We start from the raw sequence: 25,462 nt of genomic DNA, 5'->3' as shown, positions 1-25,462 counted from the left end.
TGATGTAGCGGTTATAAGCAAATAGTAAATTGGAGTAGCATGAGCGATAACGACGTAACAACAAGCTTTGGTAAAGGTTTTGTTTGGATAGCTTGGATTATTGGCATTGGCTTGCTGGTATTTGTTTTTCAAGATATTTTGGACCAGCAATACAATCCTAACCAAGATCCTGAGCTTTCTTTACAAAGCAATGGCAAAGCACAGGTTACATTACAGCAAAATCGACAAGGGCATTACGTCACCAATGGCGCAATAAATGGTGAAAAAGTGACATTTTTATTGGATACCGGAGCAACACAAGTATCAATACCAGCCCATATCGCCGATCGTTTATCACTGCAAGGCGGTTCAAGTTATCGCGTACAAACAGCCAATGGTAGTATTACTGTTTATAGAACACAGATAAATGAATTACGCATCGGCAACATCTATCTGTATAATGTCGCCGCACATATTAATCCTAGTATGAATGCGGACGAAATTTTGTTGGGCATGAGCGCCCTAAAAAGAGTAGAATTTCGCCAAACCGGAAAGCAACTTATTTTACGAGAGCAATTTTAGATGTTACCTGTATCACTACAAAACGATATTACCAAAACCATAACTTGGGCATTATGTGAAGACTTAGGTGTTAATACCTTTGAGGAACTGGCGAAAAGTAGCGACATTACTGCAGAGTTAATTCCAGCAGAAAACCAAGCCGTAGCTAATATTATTAGCCGTGATGAATGTATTGTTTGTGGCGTTGCATGGGTAAACGAAGTTTTTAAGCAACTTGATAGCATCTATAATACCAACACTCAAATTACTTGGTTTGTTAATGATGGCCAAAATGTAAAAGCCAACACCACTTTATTTGAACTCTCCGGTAATGCTCGTATTTTATTAACAGGCGAACGAACGGCATTAAACTTCTTACAAAGCCTCTCGGGAACAGCAACCATAACGAGCACTTATGTTAAGCACCTTGAAGGCACCACAACTAAACTCCTTGATACACGTAAAACCATTCCAGGTCTGCGCAGCGCACAAAAATATGCGGTAACTTGTGGTGGTGGCGTAAATCATAGAATTGGCCTATTTGACGCTTTTTTAATTAAAGAAAACCATATCGCTGCATGTGGTGGTATCGAAAAAGCGATTAGCACGGCAAGAATTAATCACAACGATAAAACAGTAGAAGTTGAAGTTGAAAATATCGACGAACTGACCCAAGCATTGCACGCAGGAAGCGATATTATTATGCTAGACAACTTTACTACACAAATGATTAAGCAAGCGGTTCAACTAACAGCCGAAATTTCCGCAGGTAAAACAAAATTAGAAGTTTCCGGAAATATGACACTTGAAACCTTAAAAGATTACGCACAATCAGGCGTTGACTTTATTTCTGTTGGCGCGTTGACTAAACACGTTAATGCCGTCGATTTATCAATGCGCTTTGTATAACATTCGTATGCACTGATTTAATTAATGTTGTTTAATGATTTTCGATAATTATTAAGCAACATTATCTACCCCACTTTAATACTCCCCTTTGTCTGCTTAAAACTACCCGCTACTACTATAATGGTTTACTTTCCTATAACTTTTTATTAAGTTAATATTTTGTTAAATAGCGCAAAAATTCGCTATTTAGTATAAAAAAACTAAAAATTTGAAAAAAAATCGATACAAAGTTTTACATTTGGCAAATTTTGTCGCAGTATCATTTTAGCCCCTGTAATAAAGTATGGAATTAACTAAATTATGAACAAGCTTAATACAATGAAAAAATCACAAGGTTTTACCCTTATCGAATTGATGATCGTAGTAGCGATTATTGGTATTTTGGCCGCAGTAGCATTACCTGCTTATCAAACTTATTCACAACGTGCAGAGTTTTCAGAGGTAGTGTTAGCTGCAACTCCTGCAAAAACGGCAATTACAATTTGTGTATCGGTTGGACAAACGGCTTGTAACGCACTTGATGATGGAAACGATGGTGAGGATAATGGTTGGAACAATGGTGGATTAGTAGATACTGTTGCAATAGGTGGAACTTCTGCGGCGCCATCTGTTACTGTTACATCAGAAGCGACATTGGGTGATGGCTCTGAGGCATTCACTTATATTTTATTAGGCGAAGTAGACGGTACTGCTGTTAGATGGAGTACAGGCCCTCTAAGTACGTGTTTAGCTGCAGGTCTTTGTTAGAAACAGCTAAAAAATAAAAAACCTATCATTATCGATAGGTTTTTTTTGCCTTAAAACTTAATCCAAATTTTTATACAATCTTTGATATTCTTTTTGTAAAAACAATTCAAGATCGACATTCCCCCAATTACTTGTTTTTTTCAAGGTATTAATCGCCTCTAACATATTTTTATATATTGCAGCTCTTGGTGTATGTTTAACAAACTCCTGTCCCCAATTGATATAGCGTTTTAACGCCTGAGGATTTCGGTTCTTATATCCATTTACTAACCCTTGCGTATAGATTACTTGCTCGTAATAAGTCTGCCACGCATACGGATTAACAATTGCCGATATAAACTCTGTTTTCTGATTATTACTAAGCTTAAATTGCTCCATTAAATAGGCAGTATGTAATGTTGTCAGTAAAAAAGGGATAACAATAAGCGATACGCTCCATCCAAAACCACTAACGAAGATAGTATTTTTTAATTGAAACTCTTTCCATGCCTCTAATTTACTAGCGAGATTTTCTTCTAAAACATCGTTAGTAAAATACCAAATTAAAATTAATAAAGTTACCAAGTGTACAATTGAATGAGAAAAGGGATACTCAAGCTGACTATGGATAAGCATTGGCGATAAAAGAGCTAAGAATATAAATCGTTTTTCCCAATTTTGTTGTTTTATGACAATTTTCAATATAAATAATACAAAAGCTAAAATAGCTAGAATAGCAAAAATTCCACCTTCAATTACCCAAAGAAGTACTTCATTATGTGGGTGCTCTAGGTCTTCTAAAGGCGGGGCTAATGTATCATCAGTTAGCATTTGTTCGATATGATACTCTCTATATTCTCTTTCAAAGTTGCCATAGCCATAACCTAAAAGTGATCCATCTAACGCCATTTTAGTCGCGGTAATATAGATAGTAGAGCGCACACCTTGATCCGAATAAATATTATCTTTAACTTCATTTGTTGCCAAATGCATCTGACTAAAAGTACCTAGCCCAAGCCCAACTAAAATTAACAATACTGGCAATCTAAATATTCGTTTAGCTTGAATAATCGTCGGAAGGTAGAGCAGGAAGATAATAAGTAAGGTTAAATAGCCCGTTTTTGATTGTAGTAACACAATAAGAATGGCGCTAAACAAAATAAATATATGCACTATAATTTTTTGAGTTAACGACTTACAGAAGCCCCTTGCTAGAAAATATAATGAAAGAGCTATGCCGGTATTAACAAAACTCGACATAACATTTGGTTGCGTAAAAGAACCGTACGGACGACCATAAATCGGTGTATAACCCATTATATTGATATCAAATAAACTTAAAACAAAGAACTGGCTCATACCAATAAGCACTTCGACACAAATGCCAGCATAAAGAATCACTAGCAAGAGTTCTCTCTGTTTAGAAGAAAATCTAAATTGAAATAGTGAGAAGAGAAATAAACCAGAACCAAACAAAGCAACAAGCTTCGTTATTGCCTGAAATTGAAATTGGTTACTAAAAAGTAGCGGTAATATTAACAACACTAGCGCCAACAATATTAAGCGAAAGTCTTTATAAAAGAAAATACTTCCAAATTTAGCAACTGCAAAAAAACCGAGCGATATAAAAACCGATATAAAAATCCAACCAATAATATTAGGAGCAAGATAGAGCCCATAACCTCCTGGTGTCGCTAAAACAATATGCATCCCAATAAAGAAATACATAGCAAATAAAGTAATAAAGGTTTTTTGTAAGTTCACAGAAGTGAGCAAATTAGCTTCCTTAATATCAAATTTTTCTTTAGTCATTAAACTTATTAATTTATAACACCATTATCGCTTATATTTACATTAAGTCTTTTGTTTTTTCTCATAAAAGTAGGTTACACTTATTCTATCAATATAATTTCCCCCAATAAGGTGTCATGAAAGGACTTCATCAACAATCAAGTGTTTTATCTGCCTTATCAAAGCATCAACTCGTTCCGTCCGAGCAAGTTGAGGCAATCAGTGCTGACTTTATTCGTCAGAAAAAACCTTTTATTCGATACTTAGTTGAAGATAAAAATTACAATGCGGAGAATATCGCTAATATTTTATCTCGCAGTTTTGGTTACCCACTAATTGATCTCAGTAATTTTGATACCTCGCTTGTACCTGATGGTATTCGCAATGAAAAACTTGTCCGTAAGCACAACGCTTTACCATTGTTTTTACGTGGTAAAGTGCTATTTGTTGCAATGTCGGATCCAACAAATCTCGATGCTTTAGAAGAAATTCAATTTAATACCGGCTTTTCGACAGAGCTAGTCCTAGTGAATGAGCAATCATTGGCGACTTGTATTGATAAAATATTAGAAGAAGATAGTGACGCACTTGATATTTCAGATATGGATGCCGAGGAGCTAGCTGGTATAGATGTTCAAGAAGACAGCCAAGAAGAAGATGCATCTGCTACAGGAGATAAAGAAGATGCGCCGATTGTGGTTTATATCAATAAAATTCTTCTTGATGCAATTCGTAAAGGCGCATCTGACTTACATTTTGAACCCTATGAAAAGTCTTACCGTATTCGGTTCCGTATTGACGGTATTTTAACAGAAATTGCTAAACCTCCAGTTTCTCTTTCTTCTCGTATGGCCGCACGCCTGAAGGTTATGTCTAAATTAGATATTGCCGAGCGTCGCATCCCCCAAGATGGCCGAATAAAATTGGCACTATCTAAAAAGAAGTCTATTGATTTTCGCGTCAGCACCTTACCTACCATGTGGGGTGAAAAAATTGTAATGCGTATTCTCGACTCATCTAGTGCTATGCTGGGTATCGATATGTTAGGTTACGCTTCTGAGCAAAAGAAAATTTATATGGAAGCCCTTGCACAGCCGCAAGGCATGATTTTAGTTACTGGCCCGACCGGCTCAGGAAAAACCGTATCGCTATATACAGGTTTAAATATATTAAATACTGATGAACGTAATATCTCAACAGCAGAAGATCCCGTTGAAATTAATTTGGAAGGTATCAACCAAGTACAAATTAATACCAAATCGGGGTTAACCTTCCCTAGTGCTTTACGCTCTTTTTTACGCCAAGATCCCGATATTGTTATGGTTGGCGAAATACGTGATTTAGAAACTGCTGAAATCGCTATTAAAGCGGCACAGACTGGCCACCTAGTATTATCAACTCTCCATACTAATTCGGCAGCAGAAACATTAACTCGCCTGCTAAATATGGGCGTGCCTTCCTACAATGTTGCCAGCTCAGTAAGCATTATTATTGCGCAGCGTCTTGCTCGCCGTTTATGTATTCAATGTAAAGAGCATGAGCATATTCCTGAAAACGAATTACTCGCTCAAGGCTTTCCAGTAGAACAACTAAGTGAAATTAAACTATATAAACCCGTAGGTTGCGAATTATGTACTGGTGGTTACAAAGGCCGTGTTGGTATTTACGAAGTTATTAAAATTAGTGATATTACCGCTAACTTAATTATGACCGGTGCCAACTCTTTAGATATTGCGGAACAGTGTCAAAAAGAAGGATACAATAATTTGCGCCAATCTGGATTAGAAAAGGCTGCACTTGGCGTAACAAGTTTAGAAGAAATCAATCGCGTAACTAAAGCTTAGCTAATAACTTCAATTCAAAATCAAGTCTTTTAATTACAACGTTTTAAATATCAATATTACTCAAAAATTGCCAAGGCACTATAATAGATATAAGCTAAGTGTTGTAAGTAAGAGATATACCTCACTGATAATATTAGCGATATTAACAATTATAAAATTAGGTCACATAAATGGCTATTTCCTCAACTATGAAAGCACAGGACAAAAAAAGCAAAATTAAAGCACTTGATGTTTATCAATGGCGAGGTTTAAATCGTAAAGGCAAAAAAGTCAGTGGTGAATTAAATGCGCCCAGTATACTTGAGCTAAAAGCGCAACTTCGTAAGCAGGGCATTACCCCAGGCAAAATAAATAAGAAAGCAAAACCATTGTTCGGTATGGGTGGTGATAAAAAAATATTACCTGTCGATATAGCCGTAGTTACTCGACAAATTGCCACTATGCTAGGTGCGGGTGTGCCATTAGTGCAAACTATAGAGATGATAGGTAGTGGTCACAGCAATGGAAACATGCAAAAGCTACTAGCAACAATTGGTAATAAGCTGCAATCAGGTGTACCACTATCCGATTGTTTACGTGAACACCCAATTTATTTTGACGATTTATATTGCGATTTAGTTCATTCTGGCGAGCAATCAGGTGCCTTAGAAACCATTTATGATCGTGTAGCAACCTATAAAGAAAAAGCAGAAGCGTTAAAAGCAAAAATTAAAAAGGCTATGACCTACCCTATATCAGTTTTAGTTGTCGCCTTTATTGTTACCGCTATTTTATTAATATTTGTAGTGCCCGTATTTCAAGATATCTTCGCAAGCTTTGGTGCCGAACTCCCTGCTTTTACTCAATTAGTTATTGCAATTTCTGAATTTATGCAAGCCTATTGGTATTTTGGCTTAGCCGGTATATTTATTGTCGGTTATTTGTTTAAAAAAGCACATTTAAAAAGCCCAAAATTTCGCGATAGCGTCGATAAGAAAATTTTAAAAATCCCTGTAATAGGCGATGTGTTAAAAAAAGCGGCAGTCGCTCGCTATGCCAGAACCTTATCTACCACATTTGCGGCAGGTGTACCTTTACCTGACGCATTGGCGTCCGCTGCTGGCGCTTCAGGTAATGCTGTTTTCCGTGATGCGATACTAGAAATACGTGCAGAAGTTACTTCGGGTATGCAAATGAATTTAGCGATGCGCAATTGTGATATTTTCCCTGATATGGTTATTCAAATGGTTGCTATAGGTGAGGAGTCTGGCGCAGTAGATGATATGCTGGCCAAAGTGGCAACGGTATATGAGCAAGAAGTAGATAACGCCGTTGATAACTTAACTACCTTACTCGAACCAATGATAATGGCTGTACTTGGTGTTGTTATAGGTGGCCTTATTATTGCGATGTACCTGCCAATATTCCAAATTGGTATGGTAGTTTAATATTCATACCTTCTAAAAAACATATTAAACTGCGATGCTAGTCATCGTTTTTTAATGCGATAAAATCAATAATATTAATATAATAACTATTTCTAAACATAAAGGTAACTTCATTGACTGACTTCATTTCACTCGTGAGCAATAATCAAACGTTCTTTTTTGGAGTTGTTTTCATGTTCTCCTTAATGATTGGTAGCTTTTTAAATGTGGTCATTTTTCGTTTTCCGAAAATGCTTGAGCAAGGCTGGAAAAGAGAATGTAGAGAGTTTTTAGCTGATGAACTAGCGACAACAAATAAAGATCAAGCGCAAAACCAAGAACAAGATAATATTTCGTTATCGAAACCGAGTTCAACCTGTCCTTCGTGTCAGCACAAAATTCGCTTTTATGAAAATATCCCGGTCATCAGTTGGCTATTTTTGCGTGGAAAATGTAGTCAATGTAAAAATAAAATATCAGTACGTTATCCACTTGTAGAGTTTTCTACAGCAGTTTTAAGTGTTGTTATCGCTGCTAACTTCGGCGTTACCTTTACAACACTATTTATCTTAGTATTAACTTGGGGACTAGTTTGCTTGACGTTGATCGACCTTGATCACATGTTATTGCCCGATCAGATTACCTTACCATTATTGTGGCTTGGCTTGCTGGTCAATATTAATGGTGCAATTGTGCCTTTGAATGATGCTGTTATCGGCGCGGTTGCTGGCTATATGAGTTTATATAGTGTTTTTTGGTTATTTAAACTTATTACCGGAAAAGAAGGCATGGGGCACGGTGATTTCAAACTTGTTGCTGTTTTTGGTGCCTGGATTGGTTGGCAGCTACTACCATTGCTAATACTTATGGCATCTGCCGTTGGTGCCATTATCGGTATCAGCTTAATGGTATTTAAAAACCATCAGCGTGAGCAAGCAATTCCCTTTGGTCCGTATTTAGCCATTGCCGGCTGGATCACCTTACTTTGGGGTGAAGGTATCTGGGCATGGTACTTAAGTTATTTGTACTAATACATTTTTTCTGAGGCTATCAATGTCTGAATTTATTATTGGTCTAACCGGCGGCATAGGAAGCGGTAAAACCACTGTCAGTGACATGTTTGCTGAGTTAGGTGTCGATATCATCGATGCCGATGTTGTCGCGAGACAAGTCGTAGAGCCGGGTAGTGAAGCGTTAATCGCAATTAAAAACTATTTTGGATCAGAGTATATTAATGACCAACATCAACTTAATCGAAGTAAACTGCGCACTCAGGTTTTCAATAACCCAACAGACAAACAATGGCTCAACAGCTTATTGCACCCATTGATCCGTGAAAAAATGTTGCAACAATTAAAGGCTGCGCGCAGCCCCTATTGCATATTGGTTGCGCCACTATTACTAGAAAATGGCTTACAAAAACTGGTTAGTCGAGTGTTAGTCATTGATATTGATGAAGAGAATCAAATTAAGCGTACCGTTTTACGTGATCCAAGTTCGACTGAAGAAGTAAAAAAAATTATCGCTAGCCAAATGACGCGGAAAACGCGACTTAACTTTGCTGACGATATCATTAAAAATCAAAACACCACCTTAAGCGAAGTTCAACAGCAAGTATCGATACTGCACCGACAATACTTGGCCGATGTTAGTAAATAAAGCAGCTTAAAGTGGTATTTTAGATAAAAATTAGCCATTTAAGCTCACTGTGGTTACTATAAAGAGATTATATTAAAGTTTATCAACCAATGACGGCAATTCTATACGAACATCCGCTCAATGAGCGCATACGCAACTATTTGAAGCTTGAGCAATTATTTACTCAAGTTTCAGACTGTTTGCAATGCGGTATAGCGATAAGCCATGGTACCTTTTTTTCTTCTTTATTCGCTATTATTGACACGCTAGAGCGTAATGATATTCGTGGTGATTTAATAAAAGACTTAGAAAAGCTTGAGCAAAATTTAGTTATTTGGTCGCAAATTCCAGCTGTTGATAGTACCATCATTGAGGAAAACCTACGCAGTACCATTGCTTTATCAAGTCAGCTAAAAAAAGCATCACCTCAGTGGCTACAATTAAAAGACGATAAGTTTTTAAGTGGTTTAAAACAACGCTTCGCTATTCAGGGTGGCAGTTCTCATTTTGATCTACCCCAGCTACAGTTTTGGCTTAACCAAGCACCACAGTATATTGAACAGCAATGCCAACAATGGCTTTCATCTTTAGCGCAAATTAACCAAGCATTGGCTTTAATTTTGAAATTTACTCGACAACGAGCAGAATTTACCACCATTAATACCGAGAGTGGTTTCTATCAAGACAGCGGTGAAGGCTTAGTACTATTACGTATAAAAGTGAATGCTGAGCTAGCTTGCTATCCAACGGTCAGTGGCAATCGCTTTCGTTATTCAATTCGCTTCGTTTTACCGTGTGAAGAATCTGGTCGAAAATATGTCAAGCAAGCAATGAGTTTCCAGTTAGCTCAATGTTAATTTAATAGCGCCATTAGCGGATTTTTCTTATAATAAGCGCTAAATACCTTAATAAGTACCTCAGACAATGACTCTTAAAGTTCCATGCCCAACTTGTAAAAAAGAAGTTATTTGGCAAGCAGAAAGTCAACACCGGCCATTTTGTAGTAAGCGTTGCCAATTAATTGATGTTGGTGATTGGGCCGACGAGAACCATAAAATAAGCCAGCCAGTGCAAGGTGCTGTAGAACTAAACGAAGAAATGCTAGATGCACTGGAAGATGAGTTTTTGCAGCATAATAAGTTTTTTGTTGAACCTGAATAAATGTTAAATAGGCTAAGTTTCTACCGTTTATAGTTCGCCACTATAATATTGCTGTAGTTTTTCAATTATTACTTGATTAGCGGCGGGAAAAGTTAATTGCTCAAACGCTGCTAAGGTAAACCAGCCCTCTTGCTGCCCTTCTAACGCCTTTGCTTGTCCCGTAAAATTATCAACAATAAACACATCTAGCAGGACCTTTTTATCGCCGTAATCATGGCTAATTTTTATTAACGGCGTACAGGTTAACACTCCAATGGCAACTTCTTCTTTTAGCTCTCGAAACAACGCCTGATGCACAGTTTCATCGTCTTCAACTTTACCACCAGGAAATTCCCATTTACCACCTTGATGTGCGTCTGCAAGTCGTTTGGTAAGAAAAAATTCATCACCTTGCTTAATTACGGCAACTGCAACATGTACTGTTTTCATTTTTATAACCCTTTTTGAATATAATCGATACTGCCGGCTTGAGTCCTGCTGTACATGAACGCTTCTTCACATCCGTGTGATCGCATAATACCACTCGTCACAAACATCAATACTCTTTCACATCCATGTGAGCACATCATACCGTTCTTCCTGAACATAAAAATGCCAGTCATTTGACTGGCATTCATTTCACTTATGCTATTCAGTGCTATTTAAGTTAACTTACCGTGACACTGCTTATATTTCTTACCTGAACCACAAGGACATGGTTCGTTACGGCCAACACGTGGCATCGCAGCTTGTTCTGGCTCTGAAGCAGATTCATGTTTAAACTCTTTTGGCGCTTCATCAGCTTTTCTATGTTGCTCTTCAACTGCTTCAACATCAGATTCAGCTTTAATTTGCACCTTACTTAAAATGCCAATGACGTCATATTTTAAGTTTTCGAGTAGTTCTGAAAATAGCTCAAATGATTCGCGCTTATATTCTTGCTTAGGATTCTTTTGTGCATAACCACGTAAATGAATACCTTGGCGTAAATGGTCCATCGCAGCTAAATGTTCTTTCCAGTGCGAATCTAAACTTTGTAACATTACAGCTTTTTCAAACTGACGTAAAACTTCCGCGCCAACCATTTCTTCTTTGGCGCTGTAACTTGCTTCTACTTCTTCAGCAATTTTCTCGCGTAAAGTTTCTTCATGCAACTTAGAGTCTTCTTCTAACCATTTTGCAAGTGGTAGCTCAATGGTAAGCTCGCCTTTAAGACGCTCTTCTAAGCCCTCAACATCCCACATTTCTTCTAAAGACTGTGGTGGAATATGTTGGTCAACTAGACCATTAACTACGTCAGCACGAATAGCTTTAATAACCTCAGCAATATCAGCTTCGTCCATTAACTCATTACGTTGCTCGTAAATAACCTTACGTTGATCGTTTGATACATCATCAAACTCAAGAAGCTGTTTACGAATATCAAAGTTACGACCTTCAACTTTACGTTGCGCGTTTTCAATACTTTTCGTTACCCACGGATGTTCAATGGCTTCACCACGTTCCATACCCAGTTTACGCATCATATTAGTAATTCGTTCTGAGGCGAAAATACGCATCAATCCGTCTTCCATTGAAAGGTAGAAACGTGTTGAACCAGCATCACCCTGACGACCTGAACGACCACGTAGCTGGTTATCAATACGACGTGACTCATGTCGCTCTGTCGCAACAATGTGTAAGCCACCAAGTTCTAAAACTTTGTTATGCTCCTCTTGCCATGTTGCTTTAACTTTTTCAACTTGCTCATCACTTGGATTATCAAGTTTAGCGAGCATTGATCCTAAGTTACCGCCCAGTACAATATCAGTACCACGACCAGCCATGTTAGTGGCAATAGTTACTGCACCAACTTTACCGGCATCGGCAACAATTTCAGCTTCTTGTTGATGAAATTTAGCATTAAGTACTTTGTGCTTAATTTTTGCTTTCTTCAAAAATGAAGATAGAAATTCAGAAGTTTCAATACTTATGGTACCAACTAGTACTGGCTGACCACGTTCAACACAATCTTTAATATCTTCTAGAATTGCTTCAAATTTCTCTTCTGCCGTTAAATAAATTAAATCAGGCATATCTTTACGAACCATTGGCTGGTTGGTAGGAATAACTACCGTTTCTAAACCGTAAATATGATTAAATTCAAATGCTTCAGTATCAGCCGTACCCGTCATACCCGAGAGCTTTTCGTAAATACGAAAGAAATTTTGGAAGGTAATAGAGGCTAGAGTTTGGTTTTCATTTTGAATATCTACACCTTCTTTAGCTTCAACTGCTTGGTGTAATCCTTCAGACCAACGTCGACCTTCCATTGTACGGCCAGTATGCTCATCAACGATAACGATTTCGCCATCTTTAACAATATAGTCAACGTCTTTTTGGAAGAGTTTATGGGCACGCAAAGCTGCCATTACATGATGAAGTAAGGTAATGTTTGCTGCTGAGAATAATGAATCCCCTTGCTGCATTAGCCCTTTTTCAAGCATAATTTCTTCAATATGAACTTGACCACGTTCGGTTAAATAAATTTGCTTGGCTTTTTCATCAACGGTAAAGTCGCCAGTGCTTTCTTCACCTTCTTTATCTTCTTCTTCTTGCTGCTCTAGCGTAGGCACAACAAGGTTAATATTTCGGTATAATTCAGAGCTGTCTTCCGCTTGACCTGAAATAATCAACGGCGTACGTGCTTCATCAATTAATATTGAATCAACCTCATCAATAACGGCAAAGTGCAATGGCTTTTGTGCGCGCTCTTCTGGCGAGAATGCCATGTTGTCACGTAAGTAATCAAAACCGAACTCATTGTTAGTACCATAAGTAATGTCTGAGTTATACGCGGCTTGTTTATCGCCTGGTGCCATACCCGCAATATTACAACCAACGGTCATACCTAAGAATTCAAATAATGGACGACTCCAATCAGCATCACGTGTTGCTAAATAATCATTAACAGTAATAACATGAACACCCTTACCCGTTAAACCATTTAGGTATGACGGTAGCGTTGCCGTTAATGTTTTACCTTCACCGGTACGCATTTCGGCAATTTTGCCAGAATTAAGTACCATACCACCGATCATTTGTACGTCGAAATGGCGCATGCCAAACACACGTTTACTTGCTTCTCGCACAACAGCAAATGCTTCAGGTAATATTGCGTCAAGGGTTTCGCCTTGTGCTAAGCGTTCTTTAAACTCAGCGGTTTTGGCTTTTAATTCTTCATCACTTAATGCTTCAAAAACCGGTTCTAGAGCATTAATTTTTGTTACTTCTTTGCGCATTTGTTTAAGTAATCGATCGTTGCGACTACCAAACAGTTTTGTCATTAACTTTACAAACATCGTGTTAAACCATATTGAGAAGAAAATCTTCCGCTGAAAATAAAATGATCGGTGGGCCCGATCACATAAAGTTGCCTAGCATTGTAATGGCAGTTGTATTTTAAACAACTGAAATTCTCACTAAAGCTATTTTTTTGCTTTCCTATATACGTATTTCATTGGATCTATTTGGGTATTATTGCGCAATATTTCATAATGCACATGTGGCCCTGTAGAACGTCCAGTACTACCCATTTTTGCAATAACTTGACCCTTTGTTACCACATCACCTACCGAAACCGTAAGTTCTTTATTGTGACCATAGCGAGTTTTTAAACCGTCACCATGATTAATTTCTATTAACTGGCCATAACCATAGCGTTCACCCGACCAGCTAACTACCCCTGAAGCTGTTGCGATAATGTCAGCATTCTCACTGCCGGCAAAATCAACACCTTTGTGCATAGCAGGCTTACCACTAAAAGGGTCTTTCCTCGTACCATAGTATGAAGACAACCAACCTTTGGTTATTGGTCGACCAGATAAATAGCGTGTATTTTCTATATGGTGACCGAAGGCGATAGATTCAAGCATTTTTAATTGTTTTTCTTCATGAGCAAGTGTATTTTCAAGCGCAGCAATACTTGATAATAACTCTGCTAGATCCTTTTTCGGCTCAACTTCACTTTGTATCATAGGTCCACCACTGGGTGGTAACTGCTCAAAATTAAACTCATTGTCAGGAATACTAGCATCTTCCGCCAATCTATCTCCCAAAGCATTTAAACGTAATACTTGGCTTTGTAGTTCTGCTAACTTCATCGTTACTGCAGTAACGTGATCGCTATTAACTGCCGGTCCATCAATACTTGGTAAGCTAGATAAGTGATATTCTGGACTTTTAGGGATGTCGTCCGAAGAAGCAACTAAATGGACTATAAAACCAGAAATTAGCGCAAATACGGCTAATGCCGACAGCCAATGAAGTTTATTTAGCTTCATTGAAAATCTAACATTTTTTCCGCGGTATAGTAGTGTTAAACTCATATCTTATTCATCGTTTGTTCAAGAGCTGACCTATGGCACGTAAATCTAAAATACCTACTGATATGTCAGCCCTGTTTAATTCAACGTCAGGCACTTTGGCACAAATAACGGCAAAAACCAACTCTTTAACCATTTTGTCTGATATTGTACGACAAATATGCCCTGACCTGCCAGAAGATGTCTGGAAAATAGCCAACTTTAAGGGTAAATCTTTAGTTATTGAGGTTCACTCGGCCGTATGGAGCCAAAGGTTACAATTTGAACGCATGAACATATGCCGAGAGTTAACGCAAGTTACCGAAAATCAATTTAATCAAATTGAAATTAAAGTTACGCCATATCGTACCAAAGTACCTGAAAAAACGGTTATTCCTGAAGCAACAAATAGTTCTATCTCTCAAGCCACTGCCAAGCAATTATTAGCGGTGGCAAAAAATGCTCCTGATAGCTTACGAAAAAAATTAGAAAAACTCGCAGCTCACGCTAATAAATAAGTAGTGACAATCCCTGTACTTGGAATACAAAAAAACCAGTCAAATGACTGGTTTTAATCAACTGAATGCGGAGCAGTAACTAAAAAGGCGCAGCAGTTAATTCTTGAAATTGAATAGGTGACTCTACGGTATCTTCGTAAGTAACCCATTCCCAAGATTCAGATTGTTTGAACACTTCACGAAGCAACATGTTATTTAAACCATGCCCTGATTTAAATGCGTTTAATTCACCCAAAATACTGACACCACCCATGTATAAATCACCAATGGCATCAAGAATTTTATGCTTAACAAACTCATCATCGTAACGTAAATCGTCTTTATTAAGCATACGATATTCATCTAGTACGATGGCGTTTTCTAAACTGCCACCTAAAGCTAAGTTATGAGAGCGTAAAAACTCAATGTCTTTCATAAAACCAAAAGTACGGGCACGACTTATTTCTTTAATAAAAGAACAGCTTGAAAGGTCCATACTCATGGTTTGACAGGTATTAGCAATTACCGGGTGCTCAAACTCAATAGCAAAATTTACGCGAAAGCCTTCATAAGGTCTTAATTCTGCCCACTTATCGCCTTCTTCAACACGAATAGTTTTGGTAATTCGTAGAAAGCGCTTAGCAACATTTGATGTTTCAATGCCAACCGATTGAATTAAATAAACAAAAGGTAGTGCACTGCCATCCATAATTGGAATCTCAGGCGAGTCAACTTCAACAATGAGGTTGTCAATGCCTAGCCCTGCAACAGCAGAAAGCAGATGTTCGACGGTGGAAATCTGAACACCTTGCTCATTCACTAAACACGTACATAAAGTCGTTTCGCCAACAGCTTCCGGTGTCGCTGGAATATCGACAACAGGATCTAAATCAACTCGGCGAAAAATAATACCGGTGTTAGCAGGAGCAGGACGGAGAGTGATCTGCACCTTTTCACCTTTATGTAACCCTACACCAATGGCAGAGACATTTTCTTTTATTGTACGTTGTTTAATCATAAATAGCCTTCTTAAGCCTATATTGCGCTCTATTAGCACCCACCGGAATTAAGCGGAGGCGTAATATAGCAAAAAAGCCTAACAAAATCAAAATATCAACATTTACAGTCATTACAACTGAAATTAAACAAGCAAGTTTTAGTCCGCTTGTTTACGTAAAAATGCTGGGATATCTAAATAATCATCAAGTTCTGTAGCTGCCACTTTCTGTGTTTGGGCATTAGCTTCCGGCATAGTTACCGGGTTAGCTTTTACTTCAGGTTGTGCACTTGGTACATAATCACCACCAACTACTTGTGGCTCAACGGCTGGCGCTGGGTTCACTAAAGTAATATCAGGCTTACGTTCAGCGCCAATACCCGTTGCAACAACAGTTACACGTAAGTCTTCTGTCATTTCTGGATCAATCACTGCACCAACAACTACAGTGGCATTCTCAGAAGAGAATGCTTTAACTGCATTACCAACAGTTTCAAACTCGTCAATACTGATATCCATACCAGCTGTAATATTAACTAAAATACCGCGTGCGCCTGCTAAATCAACATCTTCGAGTAACGGGCTAGAAATTGCAGCTTCTGCAGCCTCTTCGGCACGATCCGGTCCTGATGCTATACCAGACCCCATCATTGCCGTTCCCATTTCAGACATTACAGTTCTAACATCGGCGAAATCGACATTTATGAGTCCCGGACGCGTAATAAGTTCCGCAATACCCTGTACCGCACCTAATAAAACATTGTTAGCGGCTTTAAATGCGTCAAGTAAACTAGTACCAGGGCCCAACACTTTCAGTAGCTTTTCATTTGGAATAGTGATCAGTGAATCAACACTTTTAGCTAAAAACTCAATGCCTTGATCGGCATAGTTCATACGCTTTTTACCTTCAAACGGAAAAGGTTTAGTGACAACGGCAACTGTTAAAATACCCATTTCTTTGGCTATTTCGGCAACAACAGGCGCTGCGCCTGTACCCGTACCACCACCCATACCAGCCGCGATAAAGATCATATCTGCGCCTTGTAACGTTTCTTTTATGGTTTCTCGGTCTTCTTCAGCACTTCGACGACCAATTTCAGGGTTAGCACCCGCACCTAAGCCTTTTGTTACGTCATGGCCTAATTGCAAGGTCACATTAGCCGCTGAATTACGCAATGCTTGTGAGTCAGTATTTGCCGTAATAAATTCAACACCTTCAATGGTTTGTGAAACCATGTGTTCTACAGCGTTGCCACCGCCGCCGCCTACACCAATAACCTTGATGACAGCTTCTTCGTTGTGGTCTTCCATTAATTCAAACATTTTTATTATCTCCGATTTTTATTACGTTTTGTTCCACCAAAACTCTTTCTTTACTTCCAACAATTTGCCTAAACAAATAATTAAAATTCACCTTTAAACCAAGCTAAAACACGTGAACCAATGCTACCGACTGATTCACTTTTCTTTTGCTCGTTATTTTGTTGCTGATTTGCTTGCATACCGTAATGCAACAAGCCAACAACCGTAGAATATGTTGGGTCATTAACATATTCTTTTAATCCACATACATCCGCAGGCTGGGCAACACGCACTGGCATTTGGAATACTTCTTCAGCAAACTCCACTACCCCTTCCATTTTTGCAGTACCGCCCGTTAGTACATAACCTGCGGCTATTTGGTCTTCCAAACCGCATTCACGTAATTCTTCTTGCACTAATTCAAACAATTCGTGATATCTCGGCTCTACAACTTCAGCCAATGTATGACGAGACATAGAGCGTGCAGGTCTGCCACCTACACTTGGCACTTCAATATTTTCTTCCATGCTAACCATTTGGCGCAGCGCACAGGCATATTGCACTTTAATTTCTTCTGCGTGGCTCAACGGTGTACGGAAAATTTTCGCAATATCGCTGGTTACTTGATTGCCAGCAACTGGGATAACCGCGGTATGGCGTAGTGCGCCGCCAGTGAATACGGAAATATCCATAGTGCCTGCGCCCATATCAACCACACAAATACCTAACTCTTTTTCATCATCGGTTAATACTGCATAACTTGATGCCAGGGCTGAGAAAATCAGTTGATCAGCTTTTAAGTCACAACGTTCAACACATTTGACAATATTTTTAGCCATATCATTGGCGCAAGTGACAATATGAACTTTTGCTTCCATACGAACGCCCGACATACCTATTGGGCTTTTGATACCGTCTTGTACATCAATGCTGTATTCTTGTGGCAAGACATGCAGCATTCTACGTTCTGCAGAAATAGGTACAGAGCGTGCGGTGTGAATAACATTATCAACATCATCCTGCATCACTTCTTTGTCATTAATCGGCACCATGCCATTTTCATTTTGACAACTAATATGTTTGCCAGAAATACCTAAATAAACCGAAGTTATATGACAGTCAGCCATTAACTCCGCTTCATTAATTGCACGCTGAATAGATTGAATAACAAGGTTTAGGTCATTGACACCACCTTTATCCATACCTCGTGCGGGCTGATTACCCACTCCAACAATACTGAGTTGATTGTCTGGCGTGATTTCACCTACGGCTACTGAAATTTTTGACGTTCCAATATCCAAGCCAACCACTAAATTTCTTTCAGTTATTTTTGACATTAACGCTAAACTCTTTCTTTGTTGTTTGCGGTTTTCCAACCAACGGCTAAACCGGTATCGTATCTCAGGTCAACATAATCAACTTGTTGATCTGCTTTTTTATTTAATTTTATTTGTGGATATACATCCATAAAACGCTGTATGCGCTCAACGCGATTATCGCGTCCAAGATTAATGGTGACACCATCATCTAAAGTCAGCTGCCAGGCAAATCGTTCTGAAAGTACAAGCTCGTCAATTGCCAATTGGCTAAAGTCGAGTAACTTGTTTAAATTCTTAAAATTTTCTAGAGCTAACTGCTCACTACCTTCAGGGCCAAAAAAAGCCGGTAGTTTAGCACTTAACCGCGCAATGTCAGCCTGAAAAGCAATACCATTTTCATTTATTAGAAAATCACCATTCCAATGAGCTATAGGCTTTTGGTCGACAACGTAAATTTTCAGTTCATCTGGCCATTTTTTTCGTACTGAAACAGAATAAACCCAAGGTAGTTTTGCTACCTTTTTCTGAACATCATTAACGTCTAAATTGAAAAAATTACCTAAATTAACTTGCTCAATGGCATTTTCAATATCAATACGTGTGGTGTAAAGCATTTCACCTGCAATCGCGATTGTTGTTACTGGCGCAGATTCTTCCGCACTTAAACGCTTATTGAGAAAAACACTAAATGACAATATGGCAACAATTACTGCAACAAAAAACGCTACACCTAACCAAAAGGTCCAGTGCAGATTTTCTACTTCTTCCGATAATGGAAGTTGTTGCTTTATCGCCTTTGTCATATTTACACGCTACCTTCTGCGCTTATTTCTACAATTTTGCTGACTAATTCACTAAAACTTAAGCCATATACTTTTGCTGCTTTTGGTACTAAAGAGGTTTCTGTCATCCCAGGAACTGTATTTACTTCCAGCAGTTGCCATTGTCCTTGCTCATCGCGCATAACATCGACTCGACCCCAACCTTTCGCACCTGTCGCATTAAATGCTTTTAATGCTATTGCCTGTATTTCAGCTTCATCACTAGCTGATAAATGAGATGGACAATGATATTGAGTGCTGGTCGATTTATATTTCGCATCATAATCATAAAAGTCATGTGGAGTTTCCATATGAATAACTGGCATGGGCGTTTGCCCTAAAATAGCAACAGTATATTCTGGCCCTTTTATCCACGCTTCCACTAATACTTGCTGGTCATAGTTAAAGGCTTCTATTAACGCCGCATGCAAAGCTTCTGCACTAGTCGCTTTCGACATACCGATACTCGAACCTTCATTAGCTGGCTTAACCATTACAATATCGCCTAGCTGCTGTAGTATTTTCGAGGCGTCTTGTTTTTGATATGCCAACTTATTTACAATAGCAAACGGTGCTGTTGGTAAGTTCATTGCCTGAAAGACTTGCTTGCTACGTATTTTATCCATTGATAACGCCGAGCCTAATACATCAGAGCCGGTATAAGGAATATTCATATATTGCAATGCGCCTTGCACACAACCGTCTTCTCCACCACGACCATGCAACGCAATAAATACTCGGTCAATATCTAAAGTAGCTAGGTCACTTAAACAGTAATCTTGAGTATCAATTAACTGCACAGCAAAACCTGCTTTTATCAAACCATTAGCAATAGCTTTACCGGAATTAAGTGATACCTCTCGCTCAGCTGACGTTCCACCGTATAACACTGCTAGCTTTTGTTGATTAATAGGCTTCATGATTTTGTTACCATTAATTTTTCATCATTTGCCAAGCTGCGAGCAATCGCGCCAATGTTACCGGCACCTTGCGTGATAACCATGTCACCATCGGCCAATTGTGCCGACATCAATTCTGCTAATTTACTACTATCGCTAACATAAATAGGCTCAACCTGTCCTCGCTGGCGTATACTGCGTGCCAAACTTTTACTGTCAGCATTAGCAATAGGAGCTTCTCCCGCTGCATAAACATCTAACAAGAACAAACAGTCAACTTCAGAAAGTACTTCAACGAAGTCCTCATAAAGGTCACGAGTTCTAGAATAACGATGCGGTTGAAAAACCATGGCTAATTTTTTATCCGGCCAGCCATTTCGCATTGCGTCTATGGTTGCTTTCACTTCTGTTGGATGATGACCATAGTCATCAATTAAGGTCATCTCTCCTTTCGCTGTGCGCAATGTTGCCAGTTTTTCAAAACGGCGACCAATTCCCGCAAAACCTTGCAGAGCCTGTTGAATAGCAAGGTCATCAACACCTTCATCAATTGCAACAGCAACACCAGCTAAGGCATTTAAAACATTATGCTCACCAGGTAAATTAACACTCAGTTTTAGCGGTGCACTACCTTCACGTTCAACAACAAACGAGCTCATGCCTGCAGACTGCTGGTAATGGCTCGCTCTGACATCAGCATCTTCACAGAAACCATAAGTGATCACCTGACGACCAATTCTTGGTAAAATTTCACGAACCACAGGATTGTCTAAACAAACCACAGCTAAACCGTAAAACGGTAAGTTATGCAGAAATTCAATATAGGTGTCTTTTAGTTTTTCAAAGTCACCTTGGTACGTTTCCATATGGTCTTCGTCAATATTTGTTATTACTGCAACCATTGGCTGTAAATGCAAAAACGATGCGTCACTTTCATCAGCCTCAGCAATCAAATAGCGGCTACTGCCAAGACGAGCATTAGTGCCAGCGCTATTTAATAAACCGCCAATAACAAACGTAGGGTCTAGATTTGCCTGTGCAAAAATACTGGCAATTAAACTGGTTGTCGTTGTTTTACCATGCGTGCCAGCAATAGCAATACCATGTCGAAAACGCATCAGCTCCGCTAACATTTCCGCACGACGTACAACAGGAATACGCTTTTCATTCGCAGCAACTAGCTCTGGGTTTTCACTATCAATTGCCGTAGAAACGACAATAACGCTAGCACCGTCAATATTGCTTTGATGATGGCCAATGGTAATTTTTGCACCTAATGTGGTTAATCTTTTTACAACTTGATTTTCACCAATATCTGAGCCAGTAATCTTGTAACCTTCATTAAGAAGTACTTCCGCAATACCACCCATACCTGCACCGCCAATACCAACAAAATGAATGGTTTTTACTCGGCGCATTTCAGGCACTCGGTTAAAGCTATTTTCTGAAGGGCTCATTTTACTTTTATCTCTACTCATGTTCTTACTCATAACTCGGCAACCTCTACACAACTTTGCGCAACCTGCTTAGTAGCATCGGCATGTGCAGCATTATGTGCGGCTTTCGACATTTGCTGCACCACTTTGTCAGAGATGAATAAACTGTTCAGCATTTGTCCAAGGGTTGTACCATTAAATTCTTTTTGGGCAATTAACTTTGCCGCGCCACAGTTAACTAAATACATGGCATTTTTAGTTTGGTGGTCATCAACAGCATGCGGCAGCGGAACAAAAATCGCTGGCTTTGCGGCCATAGCTAACTCAGAAACAGTTAATGCACCAGCGCGGCATATCACTACATCGGCCCACTGATAGGCACTCGCCATATCATCAATAAATTCTGTTACCTTTACTTTTTCTTGCGGTACACCAAAGTCCTGATAACTATTTAATACTGCCTGTTCATTGCCGCCACCGGTTTGATGCCAAACATCAATACTCTGAACTTTTATTTGCTTCATTGCCTGTGGCACAACGTCATTTAAAATTTTTGCACCTAAACTGCCACCTACCACTAACACTTTTTTGCTGGTGGCTGGTTGTTCTGGTATTACATTGTCAATGGCAATAATATCGCTACGTAGTGGGTTACCAACTACATTAGGCGTAACCCGTTCACTAAACGCACCAGGAAATGCACTCAGGGTTTGTGTTGCGATATGAGACAAAAAGCGGTTACTCATTCCTGCCACTGCGTTTTGCTCATGCAATACTAATGGAATTCTTAATAGCCAAGCTGCAACCCCACCAGGCGCGCTAGCATAGCCGCCCATGCCTAAAACAACATCAGGTTTAACTTCACGTAATACACGAATAGATTGCATAACCGATTGCAAAATTTTAAATGGCGTTTTCAACCACGTTTGCCAACCTTTATTACGAATACCGGCAATATTAATGAATGAAATCGGGTAGCCTTGCTTAGGTACGATATCGGCTTCCATTCGCTCTGCTGTGCCTAACCAATGTATCTTCCAGCCTTTTTTCACTAACGCTTCTGCAACCGCAATACCCGGAAATATATGTCCGCCGGTACCGCCAGCCATCACTAAAATTGTTGGACGCTTTACATCATGACTTTGTTCACTATTAACTTGTTGAGTTTGCTCAGTCATTTTCGCCCTCCAGCACATTACTTTGTTTAACTTTCTTCACCTTCTTTTTAGTGCCATTAGTACGACTAGTGGCTTGAATACTTTGCAATCTAATTTCATGATCAATACGGATTAGAATAACGACTGCAATCGTCATAATAATCATCGAGCTACCGCCATAACTTATCAACGGCATGGTTAAGCCTTTCGTCGGAACAATACCTGCACTAGCGCCAATATTTACCGCGGCTTGGAAGCAAAACCAAATACCAATGGCATAGGCAAAAAAACCTTCAAAATACTTTTCTTGGTTCACTGCTTTACGCCCCAGCAATAACGCTTTAAACACCAATGCCATGCTTAACAACAAAATAATGCTGATACCGACAAAACCAAACTCTTCAGCAAGTACTGCCATAACAAAGTCAGTATGAGCTTCAGGTAAATATTCAAGCTTTTGAACACTATTACCTAAGCCTTGACCAAATGACTCTCCACGACCGTATGCCATCAAGGACTGCGTTAACTGATAGCCACTGCCGAAAGGATCTTTCCATGGGTCTAAAAAGCCGGTAACTCGTGCCCAGCGATAAGGAGAAAAATAAGCCAACATCGATAGTAAGCTAATACCAACACCGGCAATAGCAATAAACTGCCACAACTTAGCACCAGCTAAAAAGAGCAAACCAAATGTGGTTACGAACATCACGATAATAGTGCCTAAGTCTGGCTGCATCAGTAGAAGGCCGCCCAACACACCAAATACCACCAAAGGTTTTGCGAAGCCTTTGATATTTTCCATCACTTCATCACGTCGTCGAACTAAGTACGCGGATAAATAACAAAAGAAAAATAATTTTGCCGGCTCGGCAGCTTGCACTGTAATAGGGCCCACAACAATCCAACGGGTCGAACCATTAACATTTCGACCAATCAGTAAGACTACGATCAGCAATACTATGCCTAGCAGCAATAAATTACCGCTATACTGGTGCCAACGGCTCATGGGAATTTGCAAGGCTGCAGCCGCTATCACTAAACTTAAACAAATATAAATCATGTGGCGAACGACAAAGTGAAAAGGATTATCAAATAATCGCTCCGCCACCGGCATTGACGAGCTTGCCACCATGACTAAGCCAATCATGTACATGCTTAGCGCGAGGATCAGATAACTTCTATCAAAAGTTGAAACAGAGGACGACTCCATTTTCAACCATTTCGGCATAGCCCATTGTGATAGTTGCGCAAAAGAAGCAGACATTAATCACGCTCCTTAGGCAAAAGCACTGACTTAATGAACACCACACCACGTTCCACATAATTTGCAAACATATCTAAACTTGCACAGGCAGGTGATAATAATACCATGTCGCCCGAATTCGCTTGCATACGAGCACATTGAACGGCATCAACTAAACTATCAACCCGCCGTGTTTTTTCGATTTGATTAGGTAAGCGCAAATCGGCAATTTGATCGCCATCTTTACCTAGTGTTATTAAGTAATCAACTTGTTCTGTTAACGCAGGCGTCAAAGGCGAGAAATCAGCACCTTTACCATCACCGCCAGCAATCAAAATTAGCTTGTTAGTTCCTAGTGTTGGTGCTAATCCTTCAATAGCAGCTATTGTGGCGCCAACATTTGTCGCTTTTGAATCATTAACCCAGCGAATATCATCACTAGTTTCAATCACTTCACAACGATGTGCTAAGCCTTTAAAAGTTTTTAAACTTGCAAGCATAGCGTCTAAGTTCCAACCTGCGCCTTTCCCTAACGCTAAAACAGCTAAGTAATTAAGTGCGTTATGAATACCCTGTAGTGGTAAACCTTTAATCGCAATTAGTACTTTATTTCCAAACATTAGCTGGCTTTCACCAGCAATATTAGCAATACCAAATTGACCAGCCTGAGGCTGATCGCTACCAAAGCTAAATTCTGCGCTGTCATTATATTGCTGATAAGGTAATGTCGCAGTGTCATCTCGGTTATAAATAGCATTTTGACATTGATGATAAATGCGCTGTTTAATTGCCCCATAGTTTTCTATGGATTTATGGCGATCTAAATGATCATCACTAATATTTAAAACAGTTGCAGATAGTGCCGACATGCTACATACAGTTTCTAATTGAAAACTGGATAATTCCAAAACAATAAAATCAGCCGGTTGTTCTATTTGGTCTAAAACAGGTAAACCAATATTGCCACCTAATTGCACTTTATAGCCCAGTGCATTGCCAACATGATTTAACATAGAGACAACGGTCGACTTACCGTTTGAACCCGTAACTGCAATCACTGGCGTTGAACTGAGTCGACAAAATAATTCTATATCACCAATAATGTCGCATTGCGCTGGTAATGCCGCTTTGATTTTAGGGTCGGCTAAATCAATGCCAGGGCTAACAATCAGCACATCAGCTTTTGAAATTAAACTATGATCCCATTTGCCTAACACTAAAGTGTTGTCAGCAAACTGATGTTTAAAATCGCCAGGTGATATTGGCATTGCTCGGCTGTCGTTAACAGCGAACGCTATCTGATGACGATGTAAAAAGCGCGCGCACGACAAACCTGTGATCCCTATACCTAAGATCACCACATTTTTTTTGTCAAATTGCGTCGTTACTGACGATTGCAATTGCTTACTCACGCGTTTACTTTCACCTTATAAAACCATAATTTAAATTCTAAT

General features: G+C 39.2%; 23 protein-coding genes. 10 read left to right on the top strand and 13 right to left on the bottom strand.

Annotation, left to right across the window (positions count from 1 at the left end):
* Positions 1–39: 39 nt before the first annotated feature.
* From AC27E9_RS02685 to AC27E9_RS02675, 3 genes are all read left to right on the top strand, one after another.
* Positions 40–561 (top strand): retropepsin-like aspartic protease family protein, encoded by a 522-nt coding sequence (locus AC27E9_RS02685; RefSeq protein ID WP_487127010.1) that lies wholly within the window; start codon positions 40–42, stop codon positions 559–561.
* Entirely contained in the window at positions 562–1,449 is an 888-nt protein-coding gene (nadC, locus tag AC27E9_RS02680) for a carboxylating nicotinate-nucleotide diphosphorylase (protein ID WP_487127008.1), read from the top strand.
* A gap of 318 nt (positions 1,450–1,767) precedes the next feature.
* Complete coding sequence (locus AC27E9_RS02675; RefSeq protein ID WP_487127006.1) at positions 1,768–2,196, top strand: pilin; 429 nt, start codon at positions 1,768–1,770, stop codon at positions 2,194–2,196.
* Between the two features lie 57 nt (positions 2,197–2,253).
* Here AC27E9_RS02675 and AC27E9_RS02670 read toward each other — a convergent pair whose 3' ends face one another.
* A complete protein-coding gene (locus tag AC27E9_RS02670) occupies positions 2,254–3,987 on the bottom strand; it encodes a PglL family O-oligosaccharyltransferase (RefSeq protein ID WP_487127004.1) in 1,734 nt (577 codons plus the stop codon).
* A 116-nt stretch (positions 3,988–4,103) separates the two neighbouring features.
* Between AC27E9_RS02670 and pilB the strand changes: the two genes are divergently transcribed.
* From pilB to yacG, 6 genes are all read left to right on the top strand, one after another.
* Positions 4,104–5,810 (top strand): type IV-A pilus assembly ATPase PilB, encoded by a 1,707-nt coding sequence (pilB, locus tag AC27E9_RS02665; RefSeq protein ID WP_487127002.1) that lies wholly within the window; start codon positions 4,104–4,106, stop codon positions 5,808–5,810.
* A gap of 170 nt (positions 5,811–5,980) precedes the next feature.
* Complete coding sequence (locus tag AC27E9_RS02660) at positions 5,981–7,237, top strand: type II secretion system F family protein (RefSeq protein WP_487127000.1); 1,257 nt, start codon at positions 5,981–5,983, stop codon at positions 7,235–7,237.
* 173 nt (positions 7,238–7,410) lie between these two features.
* Positions 7,411–8,247, top strand: coding sequence for a prepilin peptidase (locus AC27E9_RS02655; protein ID WP_487126998.1), 837 nt, complete (start codon positions 7,411–7,413; stop codon positions 8,245–8,247).
* A 22-nt stretch (positions 8,248–8,269) separates the two neighbouring features.
* On the top strand, positions 8,270–8,875 hold the full coding sequence (gene coaE, locus AC27E9_RS02650; protein ID WP_487126997.1) for a dephospho-CoA kinase: 606 nt from the start codon (positions 8,270–8,272) through the stop codon (positions 8,873–8,875).
* An 89-nt stretch (positions 8,876–8,964) separates the two neighbouring features.
* Positions 8,965–9,711 (top strand): cell division protein ZapD, encoded by a 747-nt coding sequence (zapD, locus tag AC27E9_RS02645; RefSeq protein ID WP_487126995.1) that lies wholly within the window; start codon positions 8,965–8,967, stop codon positions 9,709–9,711.
* A gap of 67 nt (positions 9,712–9,778) precedes the next feature.
* Positions 9,779–10,015 carry a DNA gyrase inhibitor YacG gene (gene yacG, locus AC27E9_RS02640; protein WP_487126993.1) on the top strand — a complete coding sequence of 79 codons (237 nt, stop codon included), beginning with the start codon at positions 9,779–9,781 and terminating at the stop codon, positions 10,013–10,015.
* Between the two features lie 27 nt (positions 10,016–10,042).
* On the opposite strand, the gene mutT is transcribed toward yacG, so the two are convergent.
* From mutT to AC27E9_RS02625, 3 genes are all read right to left on the bottom strand, one after another.
* Entirely contained in the window at positions 10,043–10,444 is a 402-nt protein-coding gene (gene mutT / locus AC27E9_RS02635; protein WP_487126991.1) for an 8-oxo-dGTP diphosphatase MutT, read from the bottom strand.
* Between the two features lie 212 nt (positions 10,445–10,656).
* Positions 10,657–13,335: a preprotein translocase subunit SecA gene (secA, locus tag AC27E9_RS02630; RefSeq protein WP_487126989.1), complete on the bottom strand. Its 2,679-nt coding sequence runs from the start codon at positions 13,333–13,335 to the stop codon at positions 10,657–10,659.
* A 126-nt stretch (positions 13,336–13,461) separates the two neighbouring features.
* On the bottom strand, positions 13,462–14,316 hold the full coding sequence (locus AC27E9_RS02625) for a M23 family metallopeptidase (RefSeq protein WP_487126988.1): 855 nt from the start codon (positions 14,314–14,316) through the stop codon (positions 13,462–13,464).
* 77 nt (positions 14,317–14,393) lie between these two features.
* Between AC27E9_RS02625 and AC27E9_RS02620 the strand changes: the two genes are divergently transcribed.
* The gene (locus AC27E9_RS02620) at positions 14,394–14,855 is read left to right on the top strand and encodes a DUF721 domain-containing protein (RefSeq protein ID WP_487126987.1); all 462 of its coding nucleotides are present in this window, start codon (positions 14,394–14,396) and stop codon (positions 14,853–14,855) included.
* Positions 14,856–14,934: 79 nt separating this feature from the next.
* Here the strand turns inward: AC27E9_RS02620 and lpxC are convergent, their stop codons facing one another.
* The 9 genes from lpxC to murD all read right to left on the bottom strand — a co-directional run bounded on the left by lpxC (position 14,935) and on the right by murD (position 25,420).
* Positions 14,935–15,852, bottom strand: a complete 918-nt coding sequence (gene lpxC, locus AC27E9_RS02615) for a UDP-3-O-acyl-N-acetylglucosamine deacetylase (RefSeq protein WP_487126986.1) — start codon at positions 15,850–15,852, stop codon at positions 14,935–14,937.
* Positions 15,853–15,990: 138 nt separating this feature from the next.
* On the bottom strand, positions 15,991–17,154 hold the full coding sequence (ftsZ, locus tag AC27E9_RS02610) for a cell division protein FtsZ (RefSeq protein WP_487126985.1): 1,164 nt from the start codon (positions 17,152–17,154) through the stop codon (positions 15,991–15,993).
* Between the two features lie 80 nt (positions 17,155–17,234).
* Positions 17,235–18,470, bottom strand: a complete 1,236-nt coding sequence (gene ftsA / locus AC27E9_RS02605) for a cell division protein FtsA (protein WP_487126983.1) — start codon at positions 18,468–18,470, stop codon at positions 17,235–17,237.
* Positions 18,471–18,475: 5 nt separating this feature from the next.
* A complete protein-coding gene (locus tag AC27E9_RS02600) occupies positions 18,476–19,255 on the bottom strand; it encodes a cell division protein FtsQ/DivIB (protein ID WP_487126981.1) in 780 nt (259 codons plus the stop codon).
* Between the two features lie 2 nt (positions 19,256–19,257).
* The gene (locus AC27E9_RS02595; RefSeq protein ID WP_487126979.1) at positions 19,258–20,193 is read right to left on the bottom strand and encodes a D-alanine--D-alanine ligase; all 936 of its coding nucleotides are present in this window, start codon (positions 20,191–20,193) and stop codon (positions 19,258–19,260) included.
* On the bottom strand, positions 20,190–21,629 hold the full coding sequence (gene murC / locus AC27E9_RS02590) for a UDP-N-acetylmuramate--L-alanine ligase (RefSeq protein WP_487128267.1): 1,440 nt from the start codon (positions 21,627–21,629) through the stop codon (positions 20,190–20,192). The genes AC27E9_RS02595 and murC overlap by 4 nt, the downstream gene beginning before the upstream one ends.
* Before the next feature lie 29 nt (positions 21,630–21,658).
* Positions 21,659–22,786 (bottom strand): undecaprenyldiphospho-muramoylpentapeptide beta-N-acetylglucosaminyltransferase, encoded by a 1,128-nt coding sequence (murG, locus tag AC27E9_RS02585; protein ID WP_487126977.1) that lies wholly within the window; start codon positions 22,784–22,786, stop codon positions 21,659–21,661.
* On the bottom strand, positions 22,779–24,029 hold the full coding sequence (ftsW, locus tag AC27E9_RS02580; RefSeq protein WP_487126975.1) for a cell division protein FtsW: 1,251 nt from the start codon (positions 24,027–24,029) through the stop codon (positions 22,779–22,781). The genes murG and ftsW overlap by 8 nt, the downstream gene beginning before the upstream one ends.
* Entirely contained in the window at positions 24,029–25,420 is a 1,392-nt protein-coding gene (murD, locus tag AC27E9_RS02575; RefSeq protein ID WP_487126973.1) for a UDP-N-acetylmuramoyl-L-alanine--D-glutamate ligase, read from the bottom strand. The genes ftsW and murD overlap by 1 nt, the downstream gene beginning before the upstream one ends.
* Between the last annotated feature and the right edge of the window lie 42 nt (positions 25,421–25,462).

This window comes from Colwellia meonggei (assembly GCF_057537295.1).
The sequence above is the reverse complement of the archived record's forward strand: the minus strand, read 5'-3'. Positions and strand labels throughout refer to the sequence as shown.